This is a genomic window from Plantibacter flavus (genome assembly GCF_900177615.1).
GTDB lineage: Bacteria > Actinomycetota > Actinomycetes > Actinomycetales > Microbacteriaceae > Plantibacter > Plantibacter flavus.
In genome coordinates, this window is the sequence record NZ_FXAP01000001.1 from 834,077 (window position 1) to 857,052 (window position 22,976).

The 22,976-nt window shown below is 69.1% G+C and carries 23 protein-coding genes and 1 tRNA gene; 15 read left to right on the forward strand and 9 right to left on the reverse strand.

All coding sequences use genetic code 11. The features are described from left to right. Positions 1 to 150: 150 nt before the first annotated feature. Entirely contained in the window at positions 151 to 2,565 is a 2,415-nt protein-coding gene (locus tag B9Y95_RS03970; protein ID WP_234993954.1) for an Rne/Rng family ribonuclease, read from the forward strand. 10 nt (positions 2,566 to 2,575) lie between these two features. On the opposite strand, the gene B9Y95_RS03975 is transcribed toward B9Y95_RS03970, so the two are convergent. Next, a complete protein-coding gene (locus tag B9Y95_RS03975) occupies positions 2,576 to 2,866 on the reverse strand; it encodes a DUF4031 domain-containing protein (RefSeq protein WP_085510694.1) in 291 nt (96 codons plus the stop codon). 335 nt (positions 2,867 to 3,201) lie between these two features. Here B9Y95_RS03975 and rplU point away from each other — a divergent pair, with 335 nt between their 5' ends. The 10 genes from rplU (at position 3,202) to B9Y95_RS04025 (ending at position 10,330) form a co-directional block, all read left to right on the forward strand. Next, positions 3,202 to 3,510: a 50S ribosomal protein L21 gene (gene rplU / locus B9Y95_RS03980; RefSeq protein ID WP_079002324.1), complete on the forward strand. Its 309-nt coding sequence runs from the start codon at positions 3,202 to 3,204 to the stop codon at positions 3,508 to 3,510. Between the two features lie 20 nt (positions 3,511 to 3,530). Further along, positions 3,531 to 3,788, forward strand: a complete 258-nt coding sequence (gene rpmA, locus B9Y95_RS03985) for a 50S ribosomal protein L27 (protein WP_056006626.1) — start codon at positions 3,531 to 3,533, stop codon at positions 3,786 to 3,788. Between the two features lie 91 nt (positions 3,789 to 3,879). Beyond that, a complete protein-coding gene (gene obgE / locus B9Y95_RS03990) occupies positions 3,880 to 5,454 on the forward strand; it encodes a GTPase ObgE (RefSeq protein ID WP_079705726.1) in 1,575 nt (524 codons plus the stop codon). After that, complete coding sequence (gene proB / locus B9Y95_RS03995) at positions 5,451 to 6,230, forward strand: glutamate 5-kinase (protein ID WP_079002325.1); 780 nt, start codon at positions 5,451 to 5,453, stop codon at positions 6,228 to 6,230. The genes obgE and proB overlap by 4 nt, the downstream gene beginning before the upstream one ends. Positions 6,231 to 6,272: 42 nt before the next feature. Next, positions 6,273 to 7,541 (forward strand): glutamate-5-semialdehyde dehydrogenase, encoded by a 1,269-nt coding sequence (locus B9Y95_RS04000; RefSeq protein ID WP_085510695.1) that lies wholly within the window; start codon positions 6,273 to 6,275, stop codon positions 7,539 to 7,541. A 49-nt stretch (positions 7,542 to 7,590) separates the two neighbouring features. Beyond that, positions 7,591 to 7,800 (forward strand): hypothetical protein, encoded by a 210-nt coding sequence (locus B9Y95_RS04005; protein ID WP_085510696.1) that lies wholly within the window; start codon positions 7,591 to 7,593, stop codon positions 7,798 to 7,800. Continuing rightward, on the forward strand, positions 7,751 to 8,428 hold the full coding sequence (gene nadD / locus B9Y95_RS04010; protein ID WP_085510697.1) for a nicotinate-nucleotide adenylyltransferase: 678 nt from the start codon (positions 7,751 to 7,753) through the stop codon (positions 8,426 to 8,428). The genes B9Y95_RS04005 and nadD overlap by 50 nt, the downstream gene beginning before the upstream one ends. Beyond that, on the forward strand, positions 8,425 to 9,717 hold the full coding sequence (locus B9Y95_RS04015; RefSeq protein WP_143736320.1) for a hypothetical protein: 1,293 nt from the start codon (positions 8,425 to 8,427) through the stop codon (positions 9,715 to 9,717). Before nadD ends, B9Y95_RS04015 begins: the two co-directional genes overlap by 4 nt. Before the next feature lie 55 nt (positions 9,718 to 9,772). Then, entirely contained in the window at positions 9,773 to 10,150 is a 378-nt protein-coding gene (rsfS, locus tag B9Y95_RS04020) for a ribosome silencing factor (protein ID WP_079002329.1), read from the forward strand. A 107-nt stretch (positions 10,151 to 10,257) separates the two neighbouring features. Further along, positions 10,258 to 10,330: transfer RNA gene (locus B9Y95_RS04025), tRNA-Ala, on the forward strand. Positions 10,331 to 10,396: 66 nt separating this feature from the next. Here the strand turns inward: B9Y95_RS04025 and B9Y95_RS04030 are convergent. Next, complete coding sequence (locus B9Y95_RS04030) at positions 10,397 to 11,224, reverse strand: aldo/keto reductase (RefSeq protein WP_085510699.1); 828 nt, start codon at positions 11,222 to 11,224, stop codon at positions 10,397 to 10,399. 162 nt (positions 11,225 to 11,386) lie between these two features. On the opposite strand from B9Y95_RS04030, the gene B9Y95_RS04035 reads away from it, so the two are divergent. Next, complete coding sequence (locus tag B9Y95_RS04035) at positions 11,387 to 12,877, forward strand: DHA2 family efflux MFS transporter permease subunit (RefSeq protein WP_085510700.1); 1,491 nt, start codon at positions 11,387 to 11,389, stop codon at positions 12,875 to 12,877. A gap of 21 nt (positions 12,878 to 12,898) precedes the next feature. Here the strand turns inward: B9Y95_RS04035 and B9Y95_RS04040 are convergent, their stop codons facing one another. Genes B9Y95_RS04040 through B9Y95_RS04050 form a run of 3 tightly spaced genes read right to left on the reverse strand, consistent with a single transcriptional unit; the run spans position 12,899 to position 15,896 of the window. Continuing rightward, positions 12,899 to 14,056, reverse strand: a complete 1,158-nt coding sequence (locus tag B9Y95_RS04040) for an FAD-dependent oxidoreductase (RefSeq protein ID WP_085510701.1) — start codon at positions 14,054 to 14,056, stop codon at positions 12,899 to 12,901. Continuing rightward, positions 14,053 to 14,769: a class I SAM-dependent methyltransferase gene (locus B9Y95_RS04045; protein ID WP_085510702.1), complete on the reverse strand. Its 717-nt coding sequence runs from the start codon at positions 14,767 to 14,769 to the stop codon at positions 14,053 to 14,055. The genes B9Y95_RS04040 and B9Y95_RS04045 overlap by 4 nt, the downstream gene beginning before the upstream one ends. Next, positions 14,769 to 15,896 (reverse strand): type III polyketide synthase, encoded by a 1,128-nt coding sequence (locus B9Y95_RS04050; RefSeq protein WP_085510703.1) that lies wholly within the window; start codon positions 15,894 to 15,896, stop codon positions 14,769 to 14,771. The genes B9Y95_RS04045 and B9Y95_RS04050 overlap by 1 nt, the downstream gene beginning before the upstream one ends. A gap of 55 nt (positions 15,897 to 15,951) precedes the next feature. Between B9Y95_RS04050 and B9Y95_RS04055 the strand changes: the two genes are divergently transcribed. Beyond that, entirely contained in the window at positions 15,952 to 16,809 is an 858-nt protein-coding gene (locus B9Y95_RS04055; protein WP_085511051.1) for a UbiA family prenyltransferase, read from the forward strand. A gap of 9 nt (positions 16,810 to 16,818) precedes the next feature. Here B9Y95_RS04055 and B9Y95_RS04060 read toward each other — a convergent pair whose 3' ends face one another. Next, a complete protein-coding gene (locus B9Y95_RS04060) occupies positions 16,819 to 17,988 on the reverse strand; it encodes an aggregation-promoting factor C-terminal-like domain-containing protein (protein WP_085510704.1) in 1,170 nt (389 codons plus the stop codon). A 116-nt stretch (positions 17,989 to 18,104) separates the two neighbouring features. Between B9Y95_RS04060 and B9Y95_RS04065 the strand changes: the two genes are divergently transcribed. Together B9Y95_RS04065 and B9Y95_RS04070 are read left to right on the forward strand one after the other, a co-directional pair. After that, positions 18,105 to 19,277 carry a glycoside hydrolase family 3 N-terminal domain-containing protein gene (locus B9Y95_RS04065; RefSeq protein WP_085510705.1) on the forward strand — a complete coding sequence of 391 codons (1,173 nt, stop codon included), beginning with the start codon at positions 18,105 to 18,107 and terminating at the stop codon, positions 19,275 to 19,277. Between the two features lie 105 nt (positions 19,278 to 19,382). Then, positions 19,383 to 19,937 carry a YceI family protein gene (locus B9Y95_RS04070; RefSeq protein WP_079705738.1) on the forward strand — a complete coding sequence of 185 codons (555 nt, stop codon included), beginning with the start codon at positions 19,383 to 19,385 and terminating at the stop codon, positions 19,935 to 19,937. A 62-nt stretch (positions 19,938 to 19,999) separates the two neighbouring features. On the opposite strand, the gene B9Y95_RS04075 is transcribed toward B9Y95_RS04070, so the two are convergent. The 3 genes from B9Y95_RS04075 to B9Y95_RS04085 all read right to left on the reverse strand — a co-directional run bounded on the left by B9Y95_RS04075 (position 20,000) and on the right by B9Y95_RS04085 (position 22,828). After that, positions 20,000 to 21,040, reverse strand: a complete 1,041-nt coding sequence (locus B9Y95_RS04075; protein WP_085510706.1) for an FUSC family protein — start codon at positions 21,038 to 21,040, stop codon at positions 20,000 to 20,002. Positions 21,041 to 21,048: 8 nt separating this feature from the next. Then, positions 21,049 to 22,014, reverse strand: coding sequence for an App1 family protein (locus B9Y95_RS04080; RefSeq protein WP_085511052.1), 966 nt, complete (start codon positions 22,012 to 22,014; stop codon positions 21,049 to 21,051). A 133-nt stretch (positions 22,015 to 22,147) separates the two neighbouring features. Continuing rightward, positions 22,148 to 22,828 carry a DedA family protein gene (locus B9Y95_RS04085; protein ID WP_085510707.1) on the reverse strand — a complete coding sequence of 227 codons (681 nt, stop codon included), beginning with the start codon at positions 22,826 to 22,828 and terminating at the stop codon, positions 22,148 to 22,150. Positions 22,829 to 22,976 lie beyond the last annotated feature (148 nt).

Here is a 22,976-nt window from a genome sequence, read left to right on the forward strand (position 1 = left end):
GCCGGCACGTGCCGGCACGATCGTGAGAGCTCCGAGAGCCAGCGATCACACAGGATTTGCGAACGGCTGCACCCGCGGCCGCACGCACGAGACGAAGAACCGGAGGGTGGCGCGGCCACCGACCCGGCATAGGGGAGTACACCAGGAATGGTGAAAGAGCACACCGAGGATCCGGCCACGCCGGGGACCGAGCACGAACCGACCGACCAGCACCTCGCGACGCCCGAGACGGCGGACGAGTCGACCAGCACCGAGACGGACGCCCAGGCGACCGGGCCCGACGAGCAGTCGACACCTGCCGCACCGGTGCGTCCACCGACCACCATGCTGCTGTTCCAGGCGCCCGACCTGCCACCGATCGTCCACCGCGACGACGAACCGCTCGAGGCGGAGCTCAGCTCGTCGAGGCGTCGCACGCGTCGTCGTGCCGGCGAGGACGGACCGGAGCAGGGCGAGCGGGGTGGCGACTCGCGCCCCGACACCCGCAACGTGGTCAAGGTCCGCACGCCGCGTGAGCCGGAACTCATCACCGAACCGCAGAAGGTGCGCGGCTCGACGAGACTCGAGGCCAAGAAGCAGCGTCGCCGTGACGGACGCGACGCCGGTCGTCGTCGTCCGGTCGTCACCGAGGCCGAGTTCCTCGCCCGCCGCGAATCGGTCGACCGTGTCATGGTCGTCCGCTCCAAGAACGGCAAGACGCAGATCGGCGTGCTGGAGGACGGCGTGCTCGTGGAGCACTACGTCGCCAGGAGCCAGGAGGCGTCGCTCATCGGCAACGTCTACCTCGGCCGCGTGCAGAACGTCCTGCCCAGCATGGAGGCGGCGTTCGTCGACATCGGTCGCGGACGCAACGCGGTGCTCTACTCCGGCGAGGTCGACTGGGACTCCGTGGAGACGGGCAACCAGCCCCGCCGGATCGAGCTCGCGCTCAAGGGCGGCGACAAGGTCCTCGTCCAGGTCACGAAGGACCCGGTCGGACACAAGGGTGCGCGCCTGACGAGTCAGGTCTCGCTCCCCGGTCGGTACCTGGTCTACGTGCCGAACGGTTCGATGAACGGCATCTCGCGCAAGCTGCCCGACACGGAGCGCGCCCGCCTGAAGAAGATCCTCAAGGAGGTCCTTCCGGAGAACGTCGGCGTCATCGTCCGCACGGCCGCCGAGGGCGCGACCGAGGAGCAGCTCACGCTCGACGTCACGCGGCTGAAGTCGCAGTGGTCGGAGATCTCCCGTCAGATCGAGACGGTCCAGTCGCCGGCACTGCTACACAGCGAGCCCGACCTGCTCATCAAGATCATCCGCGACGTCTTCAACGAGGACTTCCACAAGCTCGTCATCCAGGGCTCGGACGCGCTGCAGGACATCCAGAGCTACCTGCGAGGCGTCGCCCCCGACCTGCTCGAGCGTGTCGAGCCGTATGACGGCACGGGCGACTCCTTCGTCGACTACCGCATCGCCGAGCAGATCGAGAAGGCGCTCGACCGCAAGGTCTGGCTGCCGTCCGGCGGATCCCTCGTGATCGATCGCACCGAGGCCATGACGGTCGTCGACGTCAACACGGGGAAGTTCGTCGGTTCCGGCGGCAACCTCGAGGAGACGGTCACCAAGAACAACCTCGAGGCCGCTGAGGAGGTCGTGCGTCAGCTGCGGCTGCGCGACATCGGCGGGATCATCGTCGTCGACTTCATCGACATGGTGCTCGAGTCGAACCGCGACCTCGTGCTGCGCCGCCTCGTGGAGTGCCTCAGCCGCGACCGCACGAAGCACCAGGTCGCCGAGGTCACCTCGCTCGGTCTCGTGCAGATGACGCGTAAGAAGCTCGGCCTCGGCCTGCTCGAGACGTTCAGCGAGCCCTGCGAGGTCTGCGCCGGACGCGGCGTGGTCGTGCACCACGACCCCGTCGTGAAGCACCGCCAGACGCCGCAGCCGGAGCAGCAGCGCCGGCGCGGTAAGGGCGGGTCCCAGGGCGGACAGCCGTCCTCGAACGGCCAGAGCGCCCAGCAGAAGCCGGCCGGACAGACGCACGGGATCACCGACGACGCGAAGAACGCGCTCGCCCTGATCGCGGCGCGCACGCTGCACCACGAGGAGCTCGCCGCCGCCGAGGCCGTGGCCGACGCCGTCGTGGCCGAGGCGCAGCACACGCAGCCGCAGCACACCGAGGCGCAGGGTTCCGAGGAGCCGGTTGCGGACGAGTCCACGACGTCACCGGAGGATCAGTCCGGGTCGCACGACGGTCGTCGGAGCCGGCGCGAGAAGCGCGAACCGCGCCGTCGCGGCGGTGACGGGTCCCGCCGGGGTGCTTCGGAGGAACGCCCCACCGAGGCGCCGAGCGAATCCGCGTCCCCGGCGCTGGCCTTGCTCGACCTCCCGATCGCACCGGTCGCCGACAAGCCGCGTCGCGCGGCCGTCGCGGACCCCGAGCACCTGCTCGAGTCAGTCCTCGACGCGCTCCCCGAGCCGAAGCAGCCGGGCCAGGGTCGCGGCCGCAGCCGCCGGGTGTCCACCGCTTCACTCGCGGGCGGACAGGCCGTCGGTTCGGACGGCGCACAGCGTCAGGCCGAATAGTCCGGTCGTATCAGGACGGCGCGTCTCCTCGGGAGGCGCGCCGTTCGCGTGCGGTGATGCGCAAGCCGCTGGCGATGAGTCGACGGACGAGGTCGCCGCCGGTCACCGGGACGGCGCCGGCCGCCACGAGCGAGGCATGGCGCTCAGCGGGGACGTCGTAGTGGTCGAGGTCGAACGATCGCGGCGGGAGCCCGGTGCGTCCGGCGAAGGCGTGCAACTCCTCCAGGGAGCTGTCGCTCACCACGTGGGACCAGAGCGTGCCGTGCGCCGGCCACAGCGGGGGATCGATGAGCACCGTCATGCCTCCATCCAACCATCGAGCCTCTTGCGCGATTCCCGTCCGTGGTCGGACGCGCCGGGCACCCGGCCGGCGTTCAGGGGCCCCCGGGGTACACTTGTCGAGTGCGTCCGGTGTGGGAGCCGTGAGGAACAGCCTCGGTCTCGAGGTTCTGTGCCCACTGGTTTGACCTGGACTGCACGATGAAGTAAACTCGACCGTTGGTGTGCATTGAGTTTTCAATGCCACGCCCAACGGTTTTCTGCCATCAAGGTGTCCCACGTGTTCGAGCCTTTCCGAGCAGTAACTTCCAGCAACAGTCAGTCGGAGCGTTTCGCTCCCCAAAGAACGGGTACGTAGTGGTTTACGCAGTTGTGCGCGCCGGAGGACGGCAGGAGAAGGTCGAGATCGGAACCATCGTCACGATGGACCGGGTCAAGGCCGACAAGGATGGCAACATCGAGCTTCCCGCGGTGCTCCACGTCGACGGTGAGAAGATCATCTCCGACGCGAAGTCGCTCGCGAAGATCACGGTGACGGCCGAGGTGCTCGAGAACCTCCGCGGTCCGAAGATCATCATCCAGAAGTTCAAGAACAAGACCGGTTACAAGAAGCGTCAGGGGCACCGTCAGGAGCTCACGCGCGTCAAGATCACCGGCATCAAGTAAGGCATCGAGGAGAAGAAGAGATGGCACACAAGAAGGGTGCGAGTTCCACTCGCAACGGTCGTGACTCCAACGCACAGCGTCTCGGTGTGAAGCGCTTCGGCGGCCAGGTCGTCCTCGCGGGCGAGATCCTCGTCCGTCAGCGCGGCACGCACTTCCACCCCGGCGCCAACGTCGGTCGTGGCGGCGACGACACGCTGTTCGCCCTCGAGGCCGGCTCCGTGCAGTTCGGCAACAAGGGCGGCCGCAAGGTCGTCAACATCGTCGCTGCTGCAGAGTAGCAACAACGTCTTTCCAGCAGGGGGCGGGCTTCGGCCCGCCCCCTGCTGTCGTACAACCGAGTTCCATGATCCAGAGAGGGGCTGAGCGTCCATGGTCACATTCGTCGACCGGGTCACACTGCACCTGCGAGCGGGCGGCGGCGGCAACGGCTGCGTCTCCGTGAAGCGCGAGAAGTTCAAGCCGCTGGCCGGCCCCGATGGCGGCAACGGCGGACACGGTGGTGACATCGTGCTCGTGTCCGATCCTCAGATCACGACGCTGCTCGGGTACCACCGGTCTCCGCACCGGAGCTCCGACACCGGCGGCTTCGGCATGGGCGACCACCGCAACGGGTTCCAGGGCGAGACGCTCATCCTGCCGGTCCCCGTCGGGACGGTCGTCAAGGACGTCGACGGCGTCGAACTCGTCGACTTCGTCGAGCCCGGCATGGAGTTCGTCGTCGCCCCCGGAGGCCAGGGCGGCCTCGGGAATGCGGCACTCTCCTCGACCAAGCGCAAGGCCCCCGGGTTCGCGCTGCTCGGCACGCCCGGCTGGGAAGGCGACGTCCTCCTCGAGCTGAAGACCGTCGCCGACGTCGCGCTCGTCGGGTACCCCTCCGCCGGCAAGTCCAGCCTCATCGCGGCGATGTCCGCGGCGAAGCCCAAGATCGCGGACTACCCGTTCACCACCCTGCACCCGAACCTCGGCGTCGTCGAGGCCGGCGAGGTCCGTTACACCATGGCGGACGTCCCCGGGCTCATCGAGGGCGCCAGTGAGGGCAAGGGCCTCGGCCTCGAGTTCCTGCGTCACGTCGAGCGCTGCTCCGCGCTCCTGCACGTGCTGGACTGCGCGACGCTCGAACCGGGACGCGACCCGATCAGCGACCTCGACATCATCCTGGCCGAGCTCGCCGCCTACCCGGTGCCGGAGGGGCAGACGCCGCTGGTCGAGCGCCCGCAGCTCATCGCCCTCAACAAGATCGACGTCCCGGAGGCGAGGGAGCTCGCCGAGTTCCTGCGTCCCGACCTCGAGGCACGCGGCTACAAGGTCTTCGAGATCTCGACGGTCTCGCGCGAAGGCCTCCGACAGCTCTCGTTCGCGTTGAGCGAGCTCGTCGAGGAGAGCCGCGCCCGCGCAGCCCTCGAGGCCGCCAAGCCCCGGATCGTGCTCCGCCCGAAGCCGGTCGACGACTCCAAGTTCACCGTCACGGTCGAGGGTGGCACGTACGGCAACCTCTACCGCATCCTCGGCGCGAAGCCGGAACGCTGGGTGCAGCAGACGGACTTCAACAATGAGGAGGCCGTCGGGTTCCTCGCGGACCGCCTGGCGAAGCTCGGCGTCGAAGAGGCGCTCTTCAAGGCCGGTGCCGTCGCCGGTGCGACCGTGATGATCGGCGCGGGTGGCGGTGTGGTCTTCGACTGGGAGCCCACACTCACGAGCACCGCGGAACTGCTGACGCAGCCGCGCGGAACGGACCCGCGTCTCGACGCGAGCCACCGCCCGACGCGCAACCAGCGTCGCGACGAGTACTTCGAGCGCATGGACGCCAAGGCCGAGGCCCGTGCCGAGCTGCTCCGCGAACGTGCGGCCGGTCTCTGGAACGACGACGAGGGCTTCGAGGTCGGCTCCGTGCCGGCCGACGCACAGCAGGATGAGGGTGTCACGACGGAGGACGACGACCGGTGACCATCCACCAGCGCAGCGGCATCCCTTCGGCGCGACGCATCGTCGTGAAGGTCGGGTCCTCCTCGATCAGTGGCGACAACGCCGGGCAGATCACCGCGCTGGTCGAGGCTCTCGCCGAGGCGCACGCCCGAGGCACCGAGGTCATCCTCGTGTCCTCGGGCGCCATCGCGACCGGGATGCCCTACCTCCGCCTCGACGCCCGTCCGAGCGACCTGGCGACCCAGCAGGCGGCTGCCGCCGTCGGGCAGAACGTGTTGATCTACCGGTACCAGGACAGCCTCGACCGGTTCGGCATCGTCGCGGGCCAGGTGCTGCTCACCGCCGGCGACCTCGAGAACCCCAGTCACCGGAGCAATGCCCAGCGGGCGATGGAACGCCTCCTCGGGTTGCGCATCCTGCCGATCGTGAACGAGAACGACACCGTCGCGACGCACGAGATCCGGTTCGGCGACAACGACCGCCTGGCCGCCCTCGTGTCGGTCCTCGTGGCGGCCGACGTCCTCGTCCTCCTGAGTGACGTCGACGCGCTGTACACCCGCCCTCCGCACGAAGCGGGTGCCGAGCGCATCGAGGAGGTCCCGTTCGGAGACACCCTCTCGGGCGTCACCTTCGGCGATATCGGCTCTGCGGGCGTCGGCACCGGGGGAGCGGGCACGAAGGTGTCGGCCGCCCGGTTGGCCGCCGAGGCGGGGACCTCCGTCCTCGTGACGTCGACGACGAACGTCGCGTCCGCCCTCCGCGGTGAGCACCTCGGCACCTGGTTCCAACCGGCGTGACGCGGAGAGCGTCCACCAGACGCCGCTGAGTAGAATCGACGCATGTCGTCGCAAACCACCACCGTGCTGCCACTCGCGGATCGTCTCACCGCTGCGAAGCGCGCCTCCCGGGTCCTCGCCCAGGCGACCACCGCGCAGAAGAACCGAGCCCTCGAGGCTATCGCCGTCGCGATCGTCGAGGGCGCGGATGCGATCATCGCCGCCAACGACCGCGACCTCGTCGCAGGACGCGAGCAGGGCATCAGTGTCGGCCTGCAAGACCGTCTCCGCCTCGATCGGGGCCGCATCGAGGGGCTCGCGGTGGCGGTCCGCGACGTCATCGCGATCGTCGACCCGGTCGGCCAGGTGGTCCGCGGGAGCAACACTCCGGACGGGGTGAAGCTCGAGCAGGTCCGTGTCCCGTTCGGCGTGGTCGGCGCGATCTACGAGGCGCGGCCGAACGTCACGGTCGACATCGCCGCCCTCGCGATCAAGAGCGGCAACGCCGTGGTGCTCCGCGGCGGGTCGGCGGCGGAACGCTCGAACGCGGTCCTCGTGGGGCTGCTGCGATCGGCACTCGAGTCCGTCGGTCTCCCCGGGGACGCGGTACAGACCATCGACGAGTTCGGTCGCGATGGTGCGAAGCAGCTCATGAACGCCAGAGGCCTGATCGACGTCCTCATCCCGCGGGGGAGCGCGTCACTCATCGAGACGGTCGTCCGGGAGTCGACGGTCCCGGTAATCGAGACCGGAGCCGGCGTCGTCCACGTGTTCCTCGACGAGACTGCCGAACTCGACTGGGCCGTCGACATCGTCCGCAACGCCAAGGTGCAGCGCCCATCAGTCTGCAATGCGCTCGAGACGATCCTCATCCACCGTGATGCGGCCGCCCGCGTGCTCCCCGCCGTGCTCGGCGACCTGCGCGAGCACGGGGTGCTCATCCACGCGGACGAACGTGCCAGCGAGGTCTTCGCCGACGTCGTGCCCGCAGTGGAGGAGGACTGGTCCACCGAGCACATGTCGCTCGAGCTCTCGGTGCGCGTGGTCGACGACCTCGACGCCGCGCTCGAGCACATCGACCGATACTCCACCGGACACACCGACGCGATCATCACGAACGACGTGATGAACGCCGACCGGTTCCTCGCCGAGGTCGATTCGGCCGTCGTCATGGTCAACGCCTCGACCCGCTTCACCGACGGCGCCGAGTTCGGATTCGGTGCCGAGGTCGGGATCTCGACGCAGAAGCTCCATGCCCGCGGACCGATGGGGCTGCCGGAACTGACGAGTACGAAGTGGCTCGTGCGTGGTTCGGGCCACACCCGTCGGTAGTCGCTAGACTGGTACGGGCGTCACGAGGCGTCGCACAGAAGGAGAGATCATGTCGATTGCCGCGTCCGTATTGGCTGCCACCGTCCTGGCCGAGTCGGAGCACGCCGTCGAACTCGCCGCACCGACCTGGGTGTTCGGCGCGGTCGCCCTCGTGCTGTTCGCCATCCTCGGCGCCGTGACCTTCAGCTACCGCGACGTCGCCAACCGCCATGCCGACAAGGGCGAGTCGGCCTCCGCTCACGGCGAGCACGGCCACTAGGCTGTCCGGCGTGAGCGCGCCCGTCACCGAGACGACGACCCGTCGTCCTCGGATCGGGGTCATGGGCGGGACGTTCGACCCGATCCACCACGGGCACCTCGTCGCCGCCTCGGAGGTCGCGCAGCACTTCGATCTCGATGAGGTCGTCTTCGTCCCGACCGGAATGCCGTACCGGAAGTCGGGCGTGAGTGACAGCGAGCACCGCTACCTCATGACCGTGATCGCGACCGCAGCGAACCCCCGCTTCACCGTCAGCCGGGTCGACATCGATCGAGCTGGACCGACGTACACGATCGACACGCTGCGCGATCTGCGCCGGAAGCGTCCCGATGCCGAGCTGTTCTTCATCACTGGTGCCGACGCGATCGCCCAGATCCTCAGTTGGAAAGACGTCAGAGAGGTCTGGGACCTCGCTCACTTCGTCGCTGTGAGTAGACCGGGACACGATTTGAACGTTTCCGGATTACCACAGCACGACGTAAGCTTGTTGGAAGTTCCGGCCCTAGCGATATCGTCGACGGATTGCCGGAGCCGGGTGAGCAAAGGCTTTCCGGTCTGGTATCTGGTTCCCGACGGTGTCGTGCAGTACATCACCAAGCACCACCTGTATCGGAGTGAAGCCACATGACCGCGTTGCCAGAGGATGCGCCCCTGACCAGGCGACAGGCTCGAGCGAGCCAGCAGCCGTCGACGTCCGCTGACGAAGCGACGCCGGACGCTGCTGCACCACGGACACGACGCGCGTCGACATCCGAACCCGTCGCCGGGGGAGCGATCCCCGAGCAGGCCACGTCGCGCGACGACAGCGCTCCAGCACCTGCGTCCACGTCACCCGCGCCGTCGTCGAGCACTCAGGCATCCGGTGCACCTGCTCCGGCCCCGACCGGTGGACTCACGCGCCGTCAGTTGCGAGAACTCGAGCGCACCGGATCGATCGAGCAGGTGGGCTCCCCGGCAGCGCCGGTCGCTCCTCCGGTCGAGCAGCCGGTCCCTTCGGTCGCCCTGCCGCCGCGGACGCCAGACCAGGTGGTCGCTCCACCCCAGAAGCAGAACAAGGCGGCCCGTCAGCAGGCCGCGAAGCTCGCGCAGCAGGAAGCGGACGCCAAGGCTGCCGCCGCAGCTGAGCAGGAACGTCGCGAAGCCGCGGCCACCAAGCAGGCCGAGCAGCGCAAGGCCGCCGAGCGCAAGGCCGAAGAACAGCAGGCCGCAGAACGCAAGGCCGAAGAACGCAAGGCGGCTGAACGGAAGGCCGCTGAGCGGGCCGCCGCCGACGAGCGTGCAACCAAGGCCCGGTCCGCCGAGGTGCCGACGCCTCCCGTGACCCCCGCCGCCGCGACACCGGTGGCCACCGGTTCGCTCTTCGACGTCTCGGACCGCGACGACATCTCCGAGGACCCCGCGTCGACCCTGTCGAAGGGGTTCGGGCGCGACTCCATGCTCGTGGCGGCACTCGAAGCCGAGAAGGCTTCGCAGGCCGACAACGAGGTCGCGTTCGAAGACCTCCTCGGAAGCGGTATGACGAGCACGGGGCAGATCACCACGAGCTCGCTCATCATCCCCGTCGCACCGGCGCAGGCTGAGGCGGGCGCCACCTCCAACTCCACCGGCGAGATCCTCATCACCGGAACCATCGATCTGCCCCGCGGACTGGGTTCCGCCGGTCAAGACCCGAACCATTTCGACGGTGCAGGGATCGACCGACTCATCGAGGGCGACGAACTGCCGGCCTCGGTCACCGCAGCGTCCCCGGTCGCGGCCAGCCGCGCGGTCAGTAGCCACGGTTCCACCCGCGACGTCGTCCCGGCCACCACCAACCAGAGCAACAAGCTGCTGATGACGCTCGCGATCGCCGCCGCGGTGCTCGCCGCCGGCGTGATCGCGGTGCTCATCATCGGTTTCTTCGGCGGAGCGTTCTAGCCCTGCCGGCATCCATCCGATCGCGCACCATGCGATCGCCAGAGGAGTACACCACATGACCCTGTCCGACACCACACTGGACGCCGTCCAGCTCGCAGCGACCGCAGCCGAGTCCAAGGGCGGCGAGGACCTCGTCGCGCTCGACGTCTCCGGTCCGTTGCCGTTCGTCGACGCCTTCCTCCTCGTCACCGGTCGGAGTGAGCGCAACGTCGTCGCCATCGCCGGCGAGGTCGAAGACCGCCTGAACGCGAGCGGCGTGAAGACGCTGCGACGCGAAGGCAAGTCCGAGGGGCGGTGGATCCTGCTCGACTTCGGCGAGGTCGTCGTCCACGTCTTCCACGAGGAGGAGCGGATGTACTACTCGCTGGAGCGTCTGTGGAAGGACTGCCCGGTGATTCCGCTGGTCTCGTCCGCCCCGCAGCCCGCGAACTGACCATCCCGTCGGTGCCGAGCACCGAAAGTGGTCACAACCGCTCTCAAGATGTAGTAACCTATTCAAGTTGCTTCCGCTGAATCAGCAGGGGCGAGCAAGTTGAATACGGGTCTGTGGCGCAGCTGGTAGCGCACCTGCATGGCATGCAGGGGGTCAGGGGTTCGAGTCCCCTCAGATCCACCCGAACACCGAGAAGTCCCCGTCAGCCGAACAGCTGACGGGGACTTCTGCGTTGGTGCCCTGAGGTCAGTTCACCTCGTCGGGGTGGCTGCCGACGCGCTTGCCCGAGTCGAGGGCGTCGATGGACGCGATCTCGTCGGCGGACAGCTCGAAGCCGAAGACGTCGAAGTTCTGCGCGATGCGCTCGCGCGAGTTCGACTTCGGGAAGACGATGAGCCCGTTCTGCAGGTGCCACCGGATGACGACCTGCGCCGGCGTGACGCCGTGTGCCTCGGCTGCAGCGGAGACGGCCTGCTCGCCGAAGAGGTCGTACTTGCCCTGACCGAGCGGGCCCCAGGACTCGATGTGGATGCCGTGCTCGGCACCGAAGGCGCGCAGCTCCCGCTGGGCGAACGCCGGGTGGAGTTCGATCTGGTTGACCGCAGGGACCGTCGCGGAACCCGCGATCAGCTTCTCGAGGTGCCCGACCTGATGGTTCGACACGCCGATCGAACGCGCCTTGCCGGCCGCCTTGATCTCCTCGAGGGCAAGCCATGCCTCGAGGTAGTCGTCCTTGGCCGGGGTCGGCCAGTGGGTCAGGTACAGGTCGACGTGGTCGAGCCCGAGCTTGTCGAGACTCTCGTCGATGGCGGCGTGAGCGGACGCCTTCTGATGACGGTCGTTCCAGAGCTTCGTGGTGATGAAGAGTTCGTCGCGGGGGATGCCGGACTTCGCGATGGCGGCGCCGACGCCCTCCTCGTTCTTGTAGATGGCGGCGGTGTCGATGTGGCGGTAGCCGACCTCGAGCGCGTCCGAGACGATGCGCTCAGCCTCCTGCGGGTCGACGAGGAAGACGCCGAAGCCGAGCTGAGGGATGGTGTGACCGTCGTTCAGGGTGATGGTGGGAACTGTCATGTCCTCATGCTGGCACCGGAACCGTCCGTCCGGAACGGGTCTTCGCCCTGCGCGTAACCGGTCGACACGCATGGGAATACCCGCGGCGACACGGCGCTTGTCTTTCGAGAGGGCAGGCGTCTGCCCGTGCGACGGCCGAGGCCTGAGAAGGATGACACCGCTATGACGACTGAAACCGTGCCGAATCCGACCGGTTCCGTCCCGACGACCGGGAAGCCCTCGGACGACCGTCTTCCACCTGGGTCCAAGCTCCTGATCGGGCTGCTCCTCGTGTCGGCGTTCGTCGTCATCCTCAACGAGACGATCATGAGCGTCGCCCTGCCGCGGCTCATGGAGGACCTCGACATCACGGCGAGTTCCGCGCAGTGGCTGACCACCGGCTTCATGCTCACCATGGCCGTCGTGATCCCCGCGACCGGGTTCCTCCTGGAGCGGTTCTCCCTCCGGACGATGTTCATCACCGCGATGGTGCTGTTCAGCCTCGGCACGCTCATCGCCGCGCTGTCCCCGGGTTTCGGCACGCTCCTGCTCGGTCGTGTCGTCCAGGCCAGCGGTACCGCCATCATGATGCCGTTGCTCATGACGACCGTGCTCAACGTCGTGCCGGTCTCGGCGCGCGGCCGGACGATGGGTGCGATCTCGATCGTCATCTCGGTCGCGCCGGCCGTCGGGCCGACCGTCTCCGGGCTCATCCTCAGCGTGCTCGACTGGCGCTGGATGTTCTGGATCGTCCTCCCCATCGCCGTCGCCTCGCTGGTCCTCGGCGCAGTCCTCGTGCGGAACGTGACGGAGCCGCGTCGGGTCCGCTTCGACGTGCTGTCGCTCGTCCTCTCCGCCTTCGCGTTCGGTGGCCTCATCTTCGGTCTCAGCAGCATCGGCGAGTCCGCCGAGGGACACGCGCTCATGCCCGTCTGGATCCCGCTCACGGTCGGTGTCCTCGCCCTGCTGGGCTTCGTCCTCCGCCAGCGTGCCCTCGCGCGCGACGACCGGGCGTTCATGGACCTCCGCACCTTCGCGAACCGCTCGTTCTCGGTTTCGATCATCCTGGTCGCGATCGTCATGATGGCGTTGTTCGGTTCCCTGATCATCCTGCCGATCTACTTGCAGACCGTCCTCCAGGTCGACACGTTGACCACGGGCCTCATGCTGCTGCCGGGCGGCCTGACGATGGCCGCTCTCGCGCCGCTGGTCGGGTCGCTGTTCGACCGGTTCGGTCCGCGTCCGCTGGTGATCCCCGGGGCCTTCGCCGTGAGTGCTGCGCTCTGGCTGCTGACGATGCTCGGCGTCGACAGCGCCATCGTCATGATCATCGCCGTGCACGTGCTGCTGAGCGCCGGCCTCGCGTTCATGTTCACACCGCTCCTCACCTCGGCGCTCGGTTCACTGCGGCCCGAGCTCTACCCGCACGGCAGCGCCATCGTCGGCACGGTCCAGCAGCTCGCCGGTGCGGCGGGGACGGCGTTGTTCATCACGATGATGTCGACCACCGCGGCGGCTCGTGCGGCGGTCGGGAGTTCCGCGGTCGACGCGACGGCAGCCGGCGTGCAGGCTGCGTTCATGTGCGGCGCCGTGCTCTCGCTGCTCGCGATCGGTGCGTCGTTCCTCATCCGGCGGACGGACCAGGCTTCGGCGGGCGTGCACGTCGGTCACTGAGACGCACGGCCTCGGACGGCGTCAGCGCAGCCAGCGCATCGTGTAGGCGTCGGCGAGGATCGGCATCGCGGGGCCGTTGAGTGCGGTTCGCAGCGCAAGGTCCCGCACTCCGACGAGCGGGCTCGGCAACGGACGTCCCAAGCGCATGTTGAGCTCCGCCTGCCATGAGGCCCGACGGATCGCGCGCTGTTGGCGGGAGACGGCCGCGGCCACGTCGTGCTGTGTCGAGAGATGCCCGGTGGTCATGCGGGCGATCAATGGCGCGAAGACCCGTGCGTCGGACCAGCCCAGGTTCATGCCCTGCCCGCCGATCGGGCTGATCTCGTGGGCGGCGTCGCCCAGATAGACGACCCGACCGTCGACGACGCGCTTCCGTCGTCGACGAAGCACGCCGAACGCGCTGAGCATGGTGTTCGTCGCCGGATCCACGTCGTCGCCAGTGCGTTCGGCGACGAGGGACGCGAGGTCGGACGCGGTGGGTTCCGGGCGGGCGGCGTCCTGATCGACCGAGTACCCGGTGTGCACGACGTATCGTCGCGTGCCATGGGGGAGCGGGAAGGACTCGACGACCCCTCGGTGGTGCAGGTGCACCCTGGCGATGGAACCGGCCCCACTCCGATCCGCGACGTCGCCCATGAGGTACCGGTCCCGGTATCGGTGCGCGGGGCCTGGAGCCTGCATCCCGTCGACGGTGGCGCGTCCTCCTGCTGCGACGACCACGACGGCTGCGCGGGTGCTCACCGTTCCACCGGCGTCACTGCCGGACACGAGGACGCCGTCCTCGGCCGGCATCAACCGCGTACAGCTCGTCCCCGTCCGGAGCGATCCCGGCGCGACGGCTTCGAGTCGAGCACGGAGGAACCGTTCGGTCCGCCATTGCTCGAGCGCGGCGACGTAGGGGTGCGGGACGGGCCGATCACGGAACACGACCGCCCCGAGGCGTCGTCCGGCGTTCCAGGCTTCGCCCTGGTCGATCCGGACCGCGTCGCGGCGGATCTCGTCGAGGACGCCGAGTCGCTCGAACAGGTCGAGCGACGGCGGGTGGATCCCGATCGCCCGGGTGCCGGAGGGTGGGTCCGACCGTCGTTCCCAGACGGTCACGTCGACGCCGGCCTGAGCGAGGAGGATCGCCGACACGAGGCCGACCGGTCCGCCACCGATGACGAGCACCTCGGTCATCGGGGGCCGTCCGCTGCCGACGGGACGGTCTGCGAGAGCAGGAGTCGCATGGGGAAGCTTCGCTCGACGTTCCAGTCGTCGGGCACGACGCGCTGCAGCTCGTCCTGGCGATAGCTGCGACGGATCGAGCGGAGGCCGTCGACGTGCAGGAAGGAACGCCTTCGTCCTGCACGGGTGGCGAGCCCGTAGACCGCGTACGCGAGTCGGTCGCGCTCGAGGTCGCTGTGCAGGACGAGTCGTCTGGCGATCCGTGAACTGTCGGCGAGCAGGCTCGACAGGCCCGCGGGATCGAGGTGGTGGAGCACGTGGTTGGACAGGACGATGTCGGCCTCCTCGCCACCGGCGACGAGGTCGCTGCTGTGCGCCGGACGGAAGGCGACGGGGCCATCGGGGTACCGGCGACGGGCGAAGGCCACGGACCGCTCGTCGGGATCGATCCCCACCACCTGCACGGGGAGGTGGTCGGCCTGCGCCCAGTCGGCGATGGCCACGGCGACATCGCCACCACCGAAGCCGATGTCGAGGATCGTCGTGGTCCGGGACGGGTGGAGGAGTGGACGGATGCGCGACCGGTACAGACCACGCCAGCCCGAGACGAGCCGGTTCACCGTCGCGAACCTGGCGTAGGTGGCGTCCAGCAGCGCGGGATCGCAGTCGGGGTCGTCCATCAGTTCGAGGAGATCCGTCGCACGGCGGCCGAGGTCGGGCAGCATCAGGCCCGGCCGGCCCGGAGCCGGAGCAGCGCGCTCTCGATCGTCAGTCCCGGACCGAAGGCGAGGGCGCACACCCGTTCATCGGCGTCGGCCGGCGCGCCGTCGAGCAGGCTCTGGAGGATGAAGAGCACGGTCGCGCTCGACATGTTGCCGTACTCGCGGAGCACCGTGCGTGACGGAGCCAGCAGTTCGTCGTCGAGCCCGAACCCGCGCTGGACCCGGTCGAGGATGCTCCGGCCACCGGGATGGATCGCCCAGCGGTCGATCGACGAGACCGGGGCGTCATCGGCTGCGGCGAGGAGTGGGCGGAGGGCGATCTCGAGGTGCTCGCCGATCAGCTTGGGCACCGCGCCGCTCAGGACCATCTCGAACCCGTGATCGCCGATCGTCCAGGCCATCTCCGTCTCGCCGTCCGGCACGAGCGCGGTGGACCAGCCGTCGAACTCGAGCACGGGCGCGGACGAACCGGTGTCCCGACCGGTCACGACGGCAGCCGCGGCACCGTCGGCGAACACCGAGGAACCGAGGATCACGTCGGGGTCGTCGGAGGAACGGAGGTGGATGGAGCAGAGCTCGATGCAGACCACGAGGACGACGGCGTCGGGGTCGGCTGTGCAGAACGCCTCTGCGGCGCGAAGGGCGGGGAACGCGGCGAAGCACCCCTGGAACCCCAGGTGGTAGCGCTCCGTGCCCGGGTCCAGCCCGAGGTCGCGCACGAGGAGGTATTCCGGGCCGGGCGCGAAGAACCCGGTGCAGGACGCGGTCACGACGTGGGTGACGTCCGCCGCCGACAGACCGGGGGCGGCGTCCAATGCCCGCCGTGCGGCCTCGAGGAGCAGCGGGGGAGCGTGCTCGATGTAGGCGTCGTTCCGCACGCCGGTGGGCGGGGAGAGCACCTGCCGCTGCGCCGCGTCGTAGAAGGCGGCCGTGGTCGTCTCGACCTCGTGGTCGAAGGCGTCGATGACGGTGTGCCTGGTGTCGATGGCGGACGCGTCGAAGGCGGCGCCGATGAGACGCTGGGCGAGCCGGGTCCGCCCGGGTTGGTCGCGGAACACATCCCTGATCTCGTCTTGATGAAGGATGGTCTGAGGAACGGCCACGCCGATCGCCCTCACGGAGACGGTCATGCTGCAGTGTACCGCCGCGGCCCGGGTGTCACCCTAAGCTGAGGCGGTGTTCTCCATGGTCCGTCGTCTGTTCGCGTCCTCGCATCCCGGGCCGACCGTCGCGGTGACCGTTCTCGCCGTCGTACTCGGATCGACCGTCGGCCTGCCACCCCTCCGGACGGCACTGCTCGGCGTGGTGGTGTTCGTCGGGCAACTCTCGATCGGCTGGTCCAACGACTGGCTCGACGCCAGGCGGGATCGTCGCTCGGGACGACAGGACAAACCGATCGCACGCGGTGACCTCAGCGTCTCGACCGTCCGGGCGGCGGCACTGCTGGCCGGTGCGGCGAGCATTCCGCTCTCGGCATCACTCGGCTGGGCGTCGGCGGCCTCGCACCTGCTCTTCCTCGTCTGCGGATGGGCCTACAACCTGGGTCTCAAGGCGACGGCCTGGTCGGTCGTCCCGTTCATCGTGGGGTTCGGCGCATTGCCCGCCGTGGTCACCTTCGCTGCGGTCCCACCGATCGTGCCGGCCGCGTGGACGCTCGCCGTCGGTGGGCTGTTCGGTGTGGCGATCCACTTCACGAACGCACTGCCCGATCTCGAGGACGACCTGCGGACCGGCGTCCGCGGCCTGCCGCACCGGCTCGGCGCGCGGACCGCCGGCTGGACGGCCTTCGTCGCCCTTGGCGTCTCAGGTGTGGTCGCCGTCCTCGGACAGAGCGGGATCTTCGTCGGCAGGCCCATCGCACCGCCGATCGTCGGGGTGCTGGGTACGGTCGGCGTCCTCGCGCTCGTCGTGTGGGGGCTCGTGCTCGTCGGAACCCGAGCGCCGGACCGTCTGCTGTTCCGACTGATCATCGGGGCTGCCCTGCTCGTCACCGTGGTGTTGGCAGTGGCCGGGACGAATCTCGGCGCGGCCCAGGTCGGTTGAGACGGGGCGTCAGTACCAGTTGGTCGCTTCCGAGTGCGCCCACGCGCCGCAGGGGGAGCCGTATCGGCTGTCGATGTAGTTCAGGCCCCAGTTGATCTGCGTCGCCGCGTTGGTGCGCCAGTCGTCGCCGGAGCTGGCCATCTTGCTCCCGGGCAAGGACTGCGGGATGCCGTAGGCGCCGCTGGACTCGTTGTAGGCGTTGACGCGCCAACTCGACTCCCGTGTCCAGAGCTGCAGCAGGCACTGGAATTCTCCGCTGCCCCAGCCGTAGGCGCCGATCGCGGACTGGGCGTATGCCTTGGCTCCGGCCGGGTCGGCCGCGAGGTCCGGCGGAGGAGCGCTCGTGGAGCCCTCGCCACCGGTCGCCTCGTTGCGTCGCTGCTCCTCCGCGGCGATCGCCTCCTGGCTCTGCGCGTAGGCCTGTTCGACCGCCGCGGTGGTGTTCTTGAGGACGGCGAGCTGCTGATACAGCCGGTCGCGGTTGGCCTGCTGTTCGGCGACCGCCGCATCGGCGGCGTCGCTCGCGGACTGCGCCGTCTCGTAGCTGGCATCCGCCGCCTCCGAGAGTCGCTGACGTTCGGTCTCGGCCGCCGTCGCCTGCTCGGCGAGCGCGGTCGCCGTGTTGCTCGCGGCGGTCGCGGACGCGAGGTCTTGAGCCGAGGTCTCGCTCAGCTTGCTGATCGCGCTGAGCTTGGACAGGAGGTCGTCGTCGGCCGCGCCGGAGAGGACGAGGGAGAGTGTCGGATCGACGCCGCCGGTGCGCGTCATCTGGGCGATGACCGCGCCGGCCTGACGCTTGCTCGATGCCGCTGCCGATGCTGCGGCCGTCGCCTGCGCACTGATCGTGTCCGCGACGGCGGCCTGCGCGTCGAACGCCGCCTTGGCCTCACCCGCGGCCGCGCCCTGGCGGACGGCTTCGTCGCCGAGCCGGGCGGACTCGTCGCGCAGTCCGTCGAGGAGGGACACGATCCGGTCGGCTTCGGCCTGGGCGGTCGATTCGTTCGCCTTGGCCGCCTGGACGTCGTCCCAGCTCGGGTAGTCGGCGGTCCGGAACGAGGTGGGGGTCACGGCGGCCGCCGGGCTTGCGACCGACACCGCGATGACGAGCGCGGCTCCGAGGGCGGCGGCTCGCGAGACGCCCCTCGAGCGGGGCGAGAGGGCTGTCAGCGGCTTGCGCATGCGTCCATCCTGGCGGTCACCCACGCAAGTGTAGCCGCCGATGTCACATTCGTCACTCCTGCCACACCGGGAGCGACGCCCAGCCTGCGTGGAAGATCCGAGCCTAGAGTGGGCCGGTGCAGCTGGGACGACGAGGGTTTCTCGCAGTCGGCGCCTCGATGGCGGCGAGTGCCGTCCTCGGCCTGTCCGGGTGCACGGGGCCCGGATCCCCGAAGCCGTCGAGCCGTCCCACGAGCACGACTCCGGCTGTCGCCGACCAGCGTGCGGCCGCCGAACTCGCCGCGATGACCCTCGAGCAGCGGATCGCATCCATGCTGATGCTCCACGCTCCAGGCACCGACCCGGGCACGCTCCGGGCGTTCGTCGAGCGGTATCGGCCGGGCGGGTTCATCATCATGGGCGACAACGTGCCGGACCTCGCGGGGCTGCCCGCGGTGACGAGCGCCCTCAGCCCCGACCCGACCATGCCGCTGCTCATCGGCATCGACCAGGAGGGCGGCGATGTCCGGCGCATCGACGAGGACGTCTTCGCCGCTGCCGACACCCTGAAGTCGCAACCGCCAGCTGCGAGCGAGGAGGCGTTCCGCCAACGCGCTGTGATGCTCGCCGGTGCCGGCTGCACCGTGAACTTCGGCATCGTCGCTGACGAGACCGCCGATCCGAGCTCCTTCATCTACGACCGCGCCCTCGGGACGACGCCGGACGCCTCGGCGGAGCGGGTGGCCGCGGCCGTCCGCGGTGAGCGAGGTGCTGTGCTCAGCACGCTCAAGCACTTCCCCGGCCACGGACAGGCGCCGGGGGACTCGCACTCGACGGTACCGACGACGGCCATCGGTGCCGCGGACTGGGCTGCGACCGACGCCCTGCCGTTCGTCGCCGGTATCGACGCCGGGGCCGAGGTCGTGATGTTCGGCCATCTGGTCTACTCGGCGGTCGACGCCGCACCGGCGACGCTGTCGGCTGCGTGGCACGATCGCCTCCGGAACGACCTCGGCTTCACCGGTGTCACGATCACCGACGACATGCTCATGCTGCAGCACACGGGTCTGCCGGAGTACCAGAACCCATCGGAGAACGCGATCCGCGCCGTGGCCGCCGGCAGCACGATGCTGCTCTACGTCCTCGGGGCGGACCCGTCGTCGACCGGTGTCGATCCGGCCGTGCTCGTGGCCGACATCGCCGCCGCGGTCAGGTCCGGGAGGATTCCGGAGTCGACGGTCGCCGATGCGGCGCACCGACTGCTGCGCGTCCGGCTCGGCCTGCCGTCGCTCCGGCCGATGTCGCGCTGATGTCGGTGAAGAGAATTTCTCGGTGATGCGGGAATAGCTCCCAGGTCCGTGCGTTTGAATAGAACGTGGCGCGAGCGCGCCGCACATCGACGCAAGGAGTACCGCATGACCGACACCCTGACGATTCCCGGCTACAAGGTTGGCACCTGGGAGGTCGACGCCACGCACAGCGAGGTCGGCTTCAGCATTCGCCACATCATGGTCTCGAAGGTCAAGGGCAAGTTCGAGCGCTTCAACGCGACGTTCGTCACGCCGGAGAACCCCCTCGAGACGAAGATCACCGCGTCCGCCGAGGTCGCATCGATCAACACGAACCAGGCCGACCGCGACGGTCACCTCCGCACCGGCGACTTCTTCGACGCCGAGACCTACCCGACGATCGACTTCGTCTCGACCGGCGCCCGCGCCAAGGGCGACGACTTCCTCGTGGACGGCGACCTCACGATCAAGGGCGTGACCAAGCCCGTCACCTTCACCGTCGAGTTCGGCGGCTTCGCGACCGACCCGTACGGCAACTACAAGTTCGGCGCCACGGCGACGACCAAGATCAACCGCGAGGACTTCGGCCTCACCTACAACGCGGCGCTCGAGACCGGCGGCGTCCTGCTCGGCAACGACGTCACGATCACCATCGAACTGCAGGCCGCGCACCAGGCGTAGTCCCAGGACGTCGAAGGGCCGGTGGAGCATCGCTCCACCGGCCCTTCGTGTATTCGGCCGACTCAGGTCGGCTCGCCGACGATCTCGTCGCGCACGCGACGGAGGTCCTCCATGAGCGATCCGATGAGGATCCAGTGCTGGGGGTGCGGGCGGGCGATCACGAGGGGAGCCGTCAGGGCCGGGATCTCCGCGGTCTCGGTCGGCGGCTCGTCGGACGCGGCACGATCGTTCACCAGCAGCCTGAGGTCGTGGGCCGCCCGTGCGAGTTCGACGGCGATGTCCGCCACCGTCGGCTCCTCGTGCAGGGTCGGGTCGTCGTGGTCGTGCACCGAGCGCGCCATGCCGAGGGTCCTCGTGACCACCGGCTCCAGTCGACGCAGCAGCATGCGCTGACGGTCGAGTTCGTCTCGGTGCCTCGATCGGCGAGGGTTGAGCAGCAGGCTGTCATCGCCTTCCTTCACCGCGGCGATCGCCCGGTCTCGCAGGGGCTTCAACGCCCGAGCCTGCTGGAGCAGCGCCACCAGCTCCGCGTCCGAGTTCGCACGCGAGAGTGATGTGGCGAGATGGTCCAGGGTGTCGGCGCACGCGAGCGCGAGGGTGGTCACCGCCGCCTTCGCAGGAGCGAGGAGGACCGGTGCGACGAGGACGACGTTGACGAGGAGTCCGATACCCGCACCGAGCACGGTCTCGACGATCCGCGCGACCGCGTAGTCCGGGGTCGCAGCGCCGATCGACAGCACCAGCATCGCGCTGATCGGGATCTGGTTGGCGGATCCGGGCCCGAGGCGGAGGATCCATCCGAGCAGGATGGAGATGACGATGGCCAGGAGCACGATCCAGGCGGAGTGTCCGAAGACGATCCCGATGGCCGTCGCGAGGATGACGCCGGTGATGACCCCGAGGCTGCGCTCGAGCGCCTTCCCGAACGACTGGTTGACGCTCGGCTGCACCACGAGGATCGCCGCGATGGCGGCGAAGACCGGGAGCTGGCCCGGGATGATCGTGATCGCGACGATCCAGGACGCGACGGCGGCCAGCGCCGTCTTCAGCACCTGGAGCAGGGGCAGCCGCGATCTGATGCGCAGGACGGGGACGACGGACATCCGTGCCGTCAGAGCTTGTCGTGGAGCTGGTCGAGCAGTTCCGCGCCGTTCCCCGCGTAGACCCAGGGGGCGCCCTCGTGCTGGGCGCCGACCTTCGAGCGCCCCCCGGCGAGGACCGCCTCACCGGGGGAGAGCTGACGGATCGCCACGGCGGCGACGCGGTCGGGGTGGCGTTCCTCGAAGCTCCGGTAGAGGGCTTCGTCGTGCTGTCCGTCGTCGCCGACGAGGAGCCACCGCAGACGCGGGAAGTCCTCGGCGAACCGGTCGAGGTTGTTGCGCTTGTGCTCGCGACCACTGCGGAAGAACCGGTCGTGCGTGGGGCCCCAGTCGGTGAGGAGGAGGGCTCCGGCGGGGTAGAGGTTGCGGGAGAGGAACCGGGTGAGCGTCGGCGCGACGTTCCAGGCGCCGGTGGAGAGGTAGATGATCGGCGAACCGGGGTGCTCGCGCGCCGTGCGCTCGAGGAAGACCGCCATGCCGGGCACCGGTGTCCTGGCGTGCTCGTCGAGGACGAAGGTGTTCCAGGCCGCGACGAGCGGGCGGGGGAGCGCCGTCACCATCACCGTGTCGTCGATGTCGGACACGATGCCGAACTCGATGTCGTCGGCGACGATGAAGACCGGCGCTTCGACGGGGTCGCTGCCCTCCGAGCTCAGTCGGAGGGTGTGCCAGCCGGGGGTGAGTGACACCTGGACCACCGCGTCGACCACGCCGCCTCGGTCGCCCGTGACCGTGTGACGCTGTCCGTCGACTTCCACCTCGACCGTCGGGTCGGCGATGCTCAGCGCGAAGAAGCTCTTCCAGCCGCGCACCTTCTGCTGCGGTTGGACGGTGGTCTTGCCGGGTTCCGCCAGGACGACCCTGGCCAGGACACGGATCCACGACGTCGATCCGTAGCCGGTGAAGGGGATGATCGCCGCTTCACGTCCGTGCCGCCTCGCACGACGCTGGCGGCGCAGCTGGACGGCGTCCTCCATCCGTGCGGCGAAGTGCCGGATCTGCTCGGCGGCGTCGGAGGAGGCCGTTGGACGATCGTCGGATGCCTTCACCCGTTCAGTCTGTCATGCCGGTGCGTCCGGCCCGCCGTCTCGCGGCGATGACGGTGGTCTGCTACTCGGGCGTCGAGGCGTCGTCGGGTCGTGTCGCGTCCTCCTGGGCGAGCATGTGTCGCTCCTCGCTCCGCTGGAGGAGTCGCTTCACGACGAGGACCACGACGGCGAAGACGACGATGATGCCGACGAAGACGTAGCCCGCCCAGTGGAGGCGGTCCGACAGCTCGCGGTAGCTGCCCGCGGCCAGTGCTCCGACGGAGACGTAGGCCGAGGACCAGATGACGCAGGCGGGCACCGTCCAGGAGATGAAGCGTCGGTAGCTCATCGTGCTCATGCCGACCGTGAGGGGGATCAGTGAGTGGAGGACCGGGAGGAACCGCGAGATGAAGACCGCGATGCCACCCCGCCGGTCGAGATAGCGCTCGGCCCGGGCCCAGTGCCGCTCGCCGATGCGGCGGCCGAGTCTGCTGGCACGGATGCGCGGGCCGAACCAGCGGCCGAGCGCGAACCCGACGGACTCGCCGATGAGCGCGCCGGTGATGACGACGAGGATCATCGAGATCCACTGGACCGGTCCGACGACAGCGGTGCTGGCGACGATGACGACCGTGTCGCCCGGGATGACGAGGCCGACCAGGACCGAGGTCTCGAGCATGATGCCGACCCCGGCGAGGATCGTGCGCGTGACGGGGTCGACGCTCTGCACCAGGTCGAGCAGCCAGCCGAGCACGTCGTTCACGGCTCAGAGCCTACTGCCGCGGGTGTGGGAGCGGCTCGGAAACCCCTGTTAGGACACCCTTGGATGTGTGGTCTGACCACAGGCGTGGAGTCCTGTACCATTGGTCTCGACGACATGGATCGAAGCCACGGGGATGACCACCCCGATC

Bases quoted from the DNA above. Each gene is read 5' to 3' on its own strand.
- B9Y95_RS04070 (WP_079705738.1), top strand. From the start codon at position 19,383: ATGACCGACACCCTGACGATTCCCGGCTACAAGGTTGGCACCTGGGAG.
- B9Y95_RS04000 (WP_085510695.1), top strand. From the start codon at position 6,273: ATGTCGTCGCAAACCACCACCGTGCTGCCACTCGCGGATCGTCTCACC.
- B9Y95_RS04075 (WP_085510706.1), bottom strand. From the start codon at position 21,040: ATGTCCGTCGTCCCCGTCCTGCGCATCAGATCGCGGCTGCCCCTGCTC.
- B9Y95_RS04080 (WP_085511052.1), bottom strand. From the start codon at position 22,014: ATGGAGGACGCCGTCCAGCTGCGCCGCCAGCGTCGTGCGAGGCGGCAC.
- B9Y95_RS04050 (WP_085510703.1), bottom strand. From the start codon at position 15,896: ATGACCGTCTCCGTGAGGGCGATCGGCGTGGCCGTTCCTCAGACCATC.
- nadD (WP_085510697.1), top strand. From the start codon at position 7,751: ATGCCGACAAGGGCGAGTCGGCCTCCGCTCACGGCGAGCACGGCCACT.
- B9Y95_RS04005 (WP_085510696.1), top strand. From the start codon at position 7,591: ATGTCGATTGCCGCGTCCGTATTGGCTGCCACCGTCCTGGCCGAGTCG.
- B9Y95_RS04045 (WP_085510702.1), bottom strand. From the start codon at position 14,769: ATGCTGCCCGACCTCGGCCGCCGTGCGACGGATCTCCTCGAACTGATG.
- B9Y95_RS03975 (WP_085510694.1), bottom strand. From the start codon at position 2,866: ATGACGGTGCTCATCGATCCCCCGCTGTGGCCGGCGCACGGCACGCTC.
- B9Y95_RS04055 (WP_085511051.1), top strand. From the start codon at position 15,952: ATGGTCCGTCGTCTGTTCGCGTCCTCGCATCCCGGGCCGACCGTCGCG.
- B9Y95_RS04035 (WP_085510700.1), top strand. From the start codon at position 11,387: ATGACGACTGAAACCGTGCCGAATCCGACCGGTTCCGTCCCGACGACC.
- B9Y95_RS04030 (WP_085510699.1), bottom strand. From the start codon at position 11,224: ATGACAGTTCCCACCATCACCCTGAACGACGGTCACACCATCCCTCAG.
- rsfS (WP_079002329.1), top strand. From the start codon at position 9,773: ATGACCCTGTCCGACACCACACTGGACGCCGTCCAGCTCGCAGCGACC.
- B9Y95_RS04060 (WP_085510704.1), bottom strand. From the start codon at position 17,988: ATGCGCAAGCCGCTGACAGCCCTCTCGCCCCGCTCGAGGGGCGTCTCG.
- obgE (WP_079705726.1), top strand. From the start codon at position 3,880: ATGGTCACATTCGTCGACCGGGTCACACTGCACCTGCGAGCGGGCGGC.
- rpmA (WP_056006626.1), top strand. From the start codon at position 3,531: ATGGCACACAAGAAGGGTGCGAGTTCCACTCGCAACGGTCGTGACTCC.
- B9Y95_RS04015 (WP_143736320.1), top strand. From the start codon at position 8,425: ATGACCGCGTTGCCAGAGGATGCGCCCCTGACCAGGCGACAGGCTCGA.
- B9Y95_RS04040 (WP_085510701.1), bottom strand. From the start codon at position 14,056: ATGACCGAGGTGCTCGTCATCGGTGGCGGACCGGTCGGCCTCGTGTCG.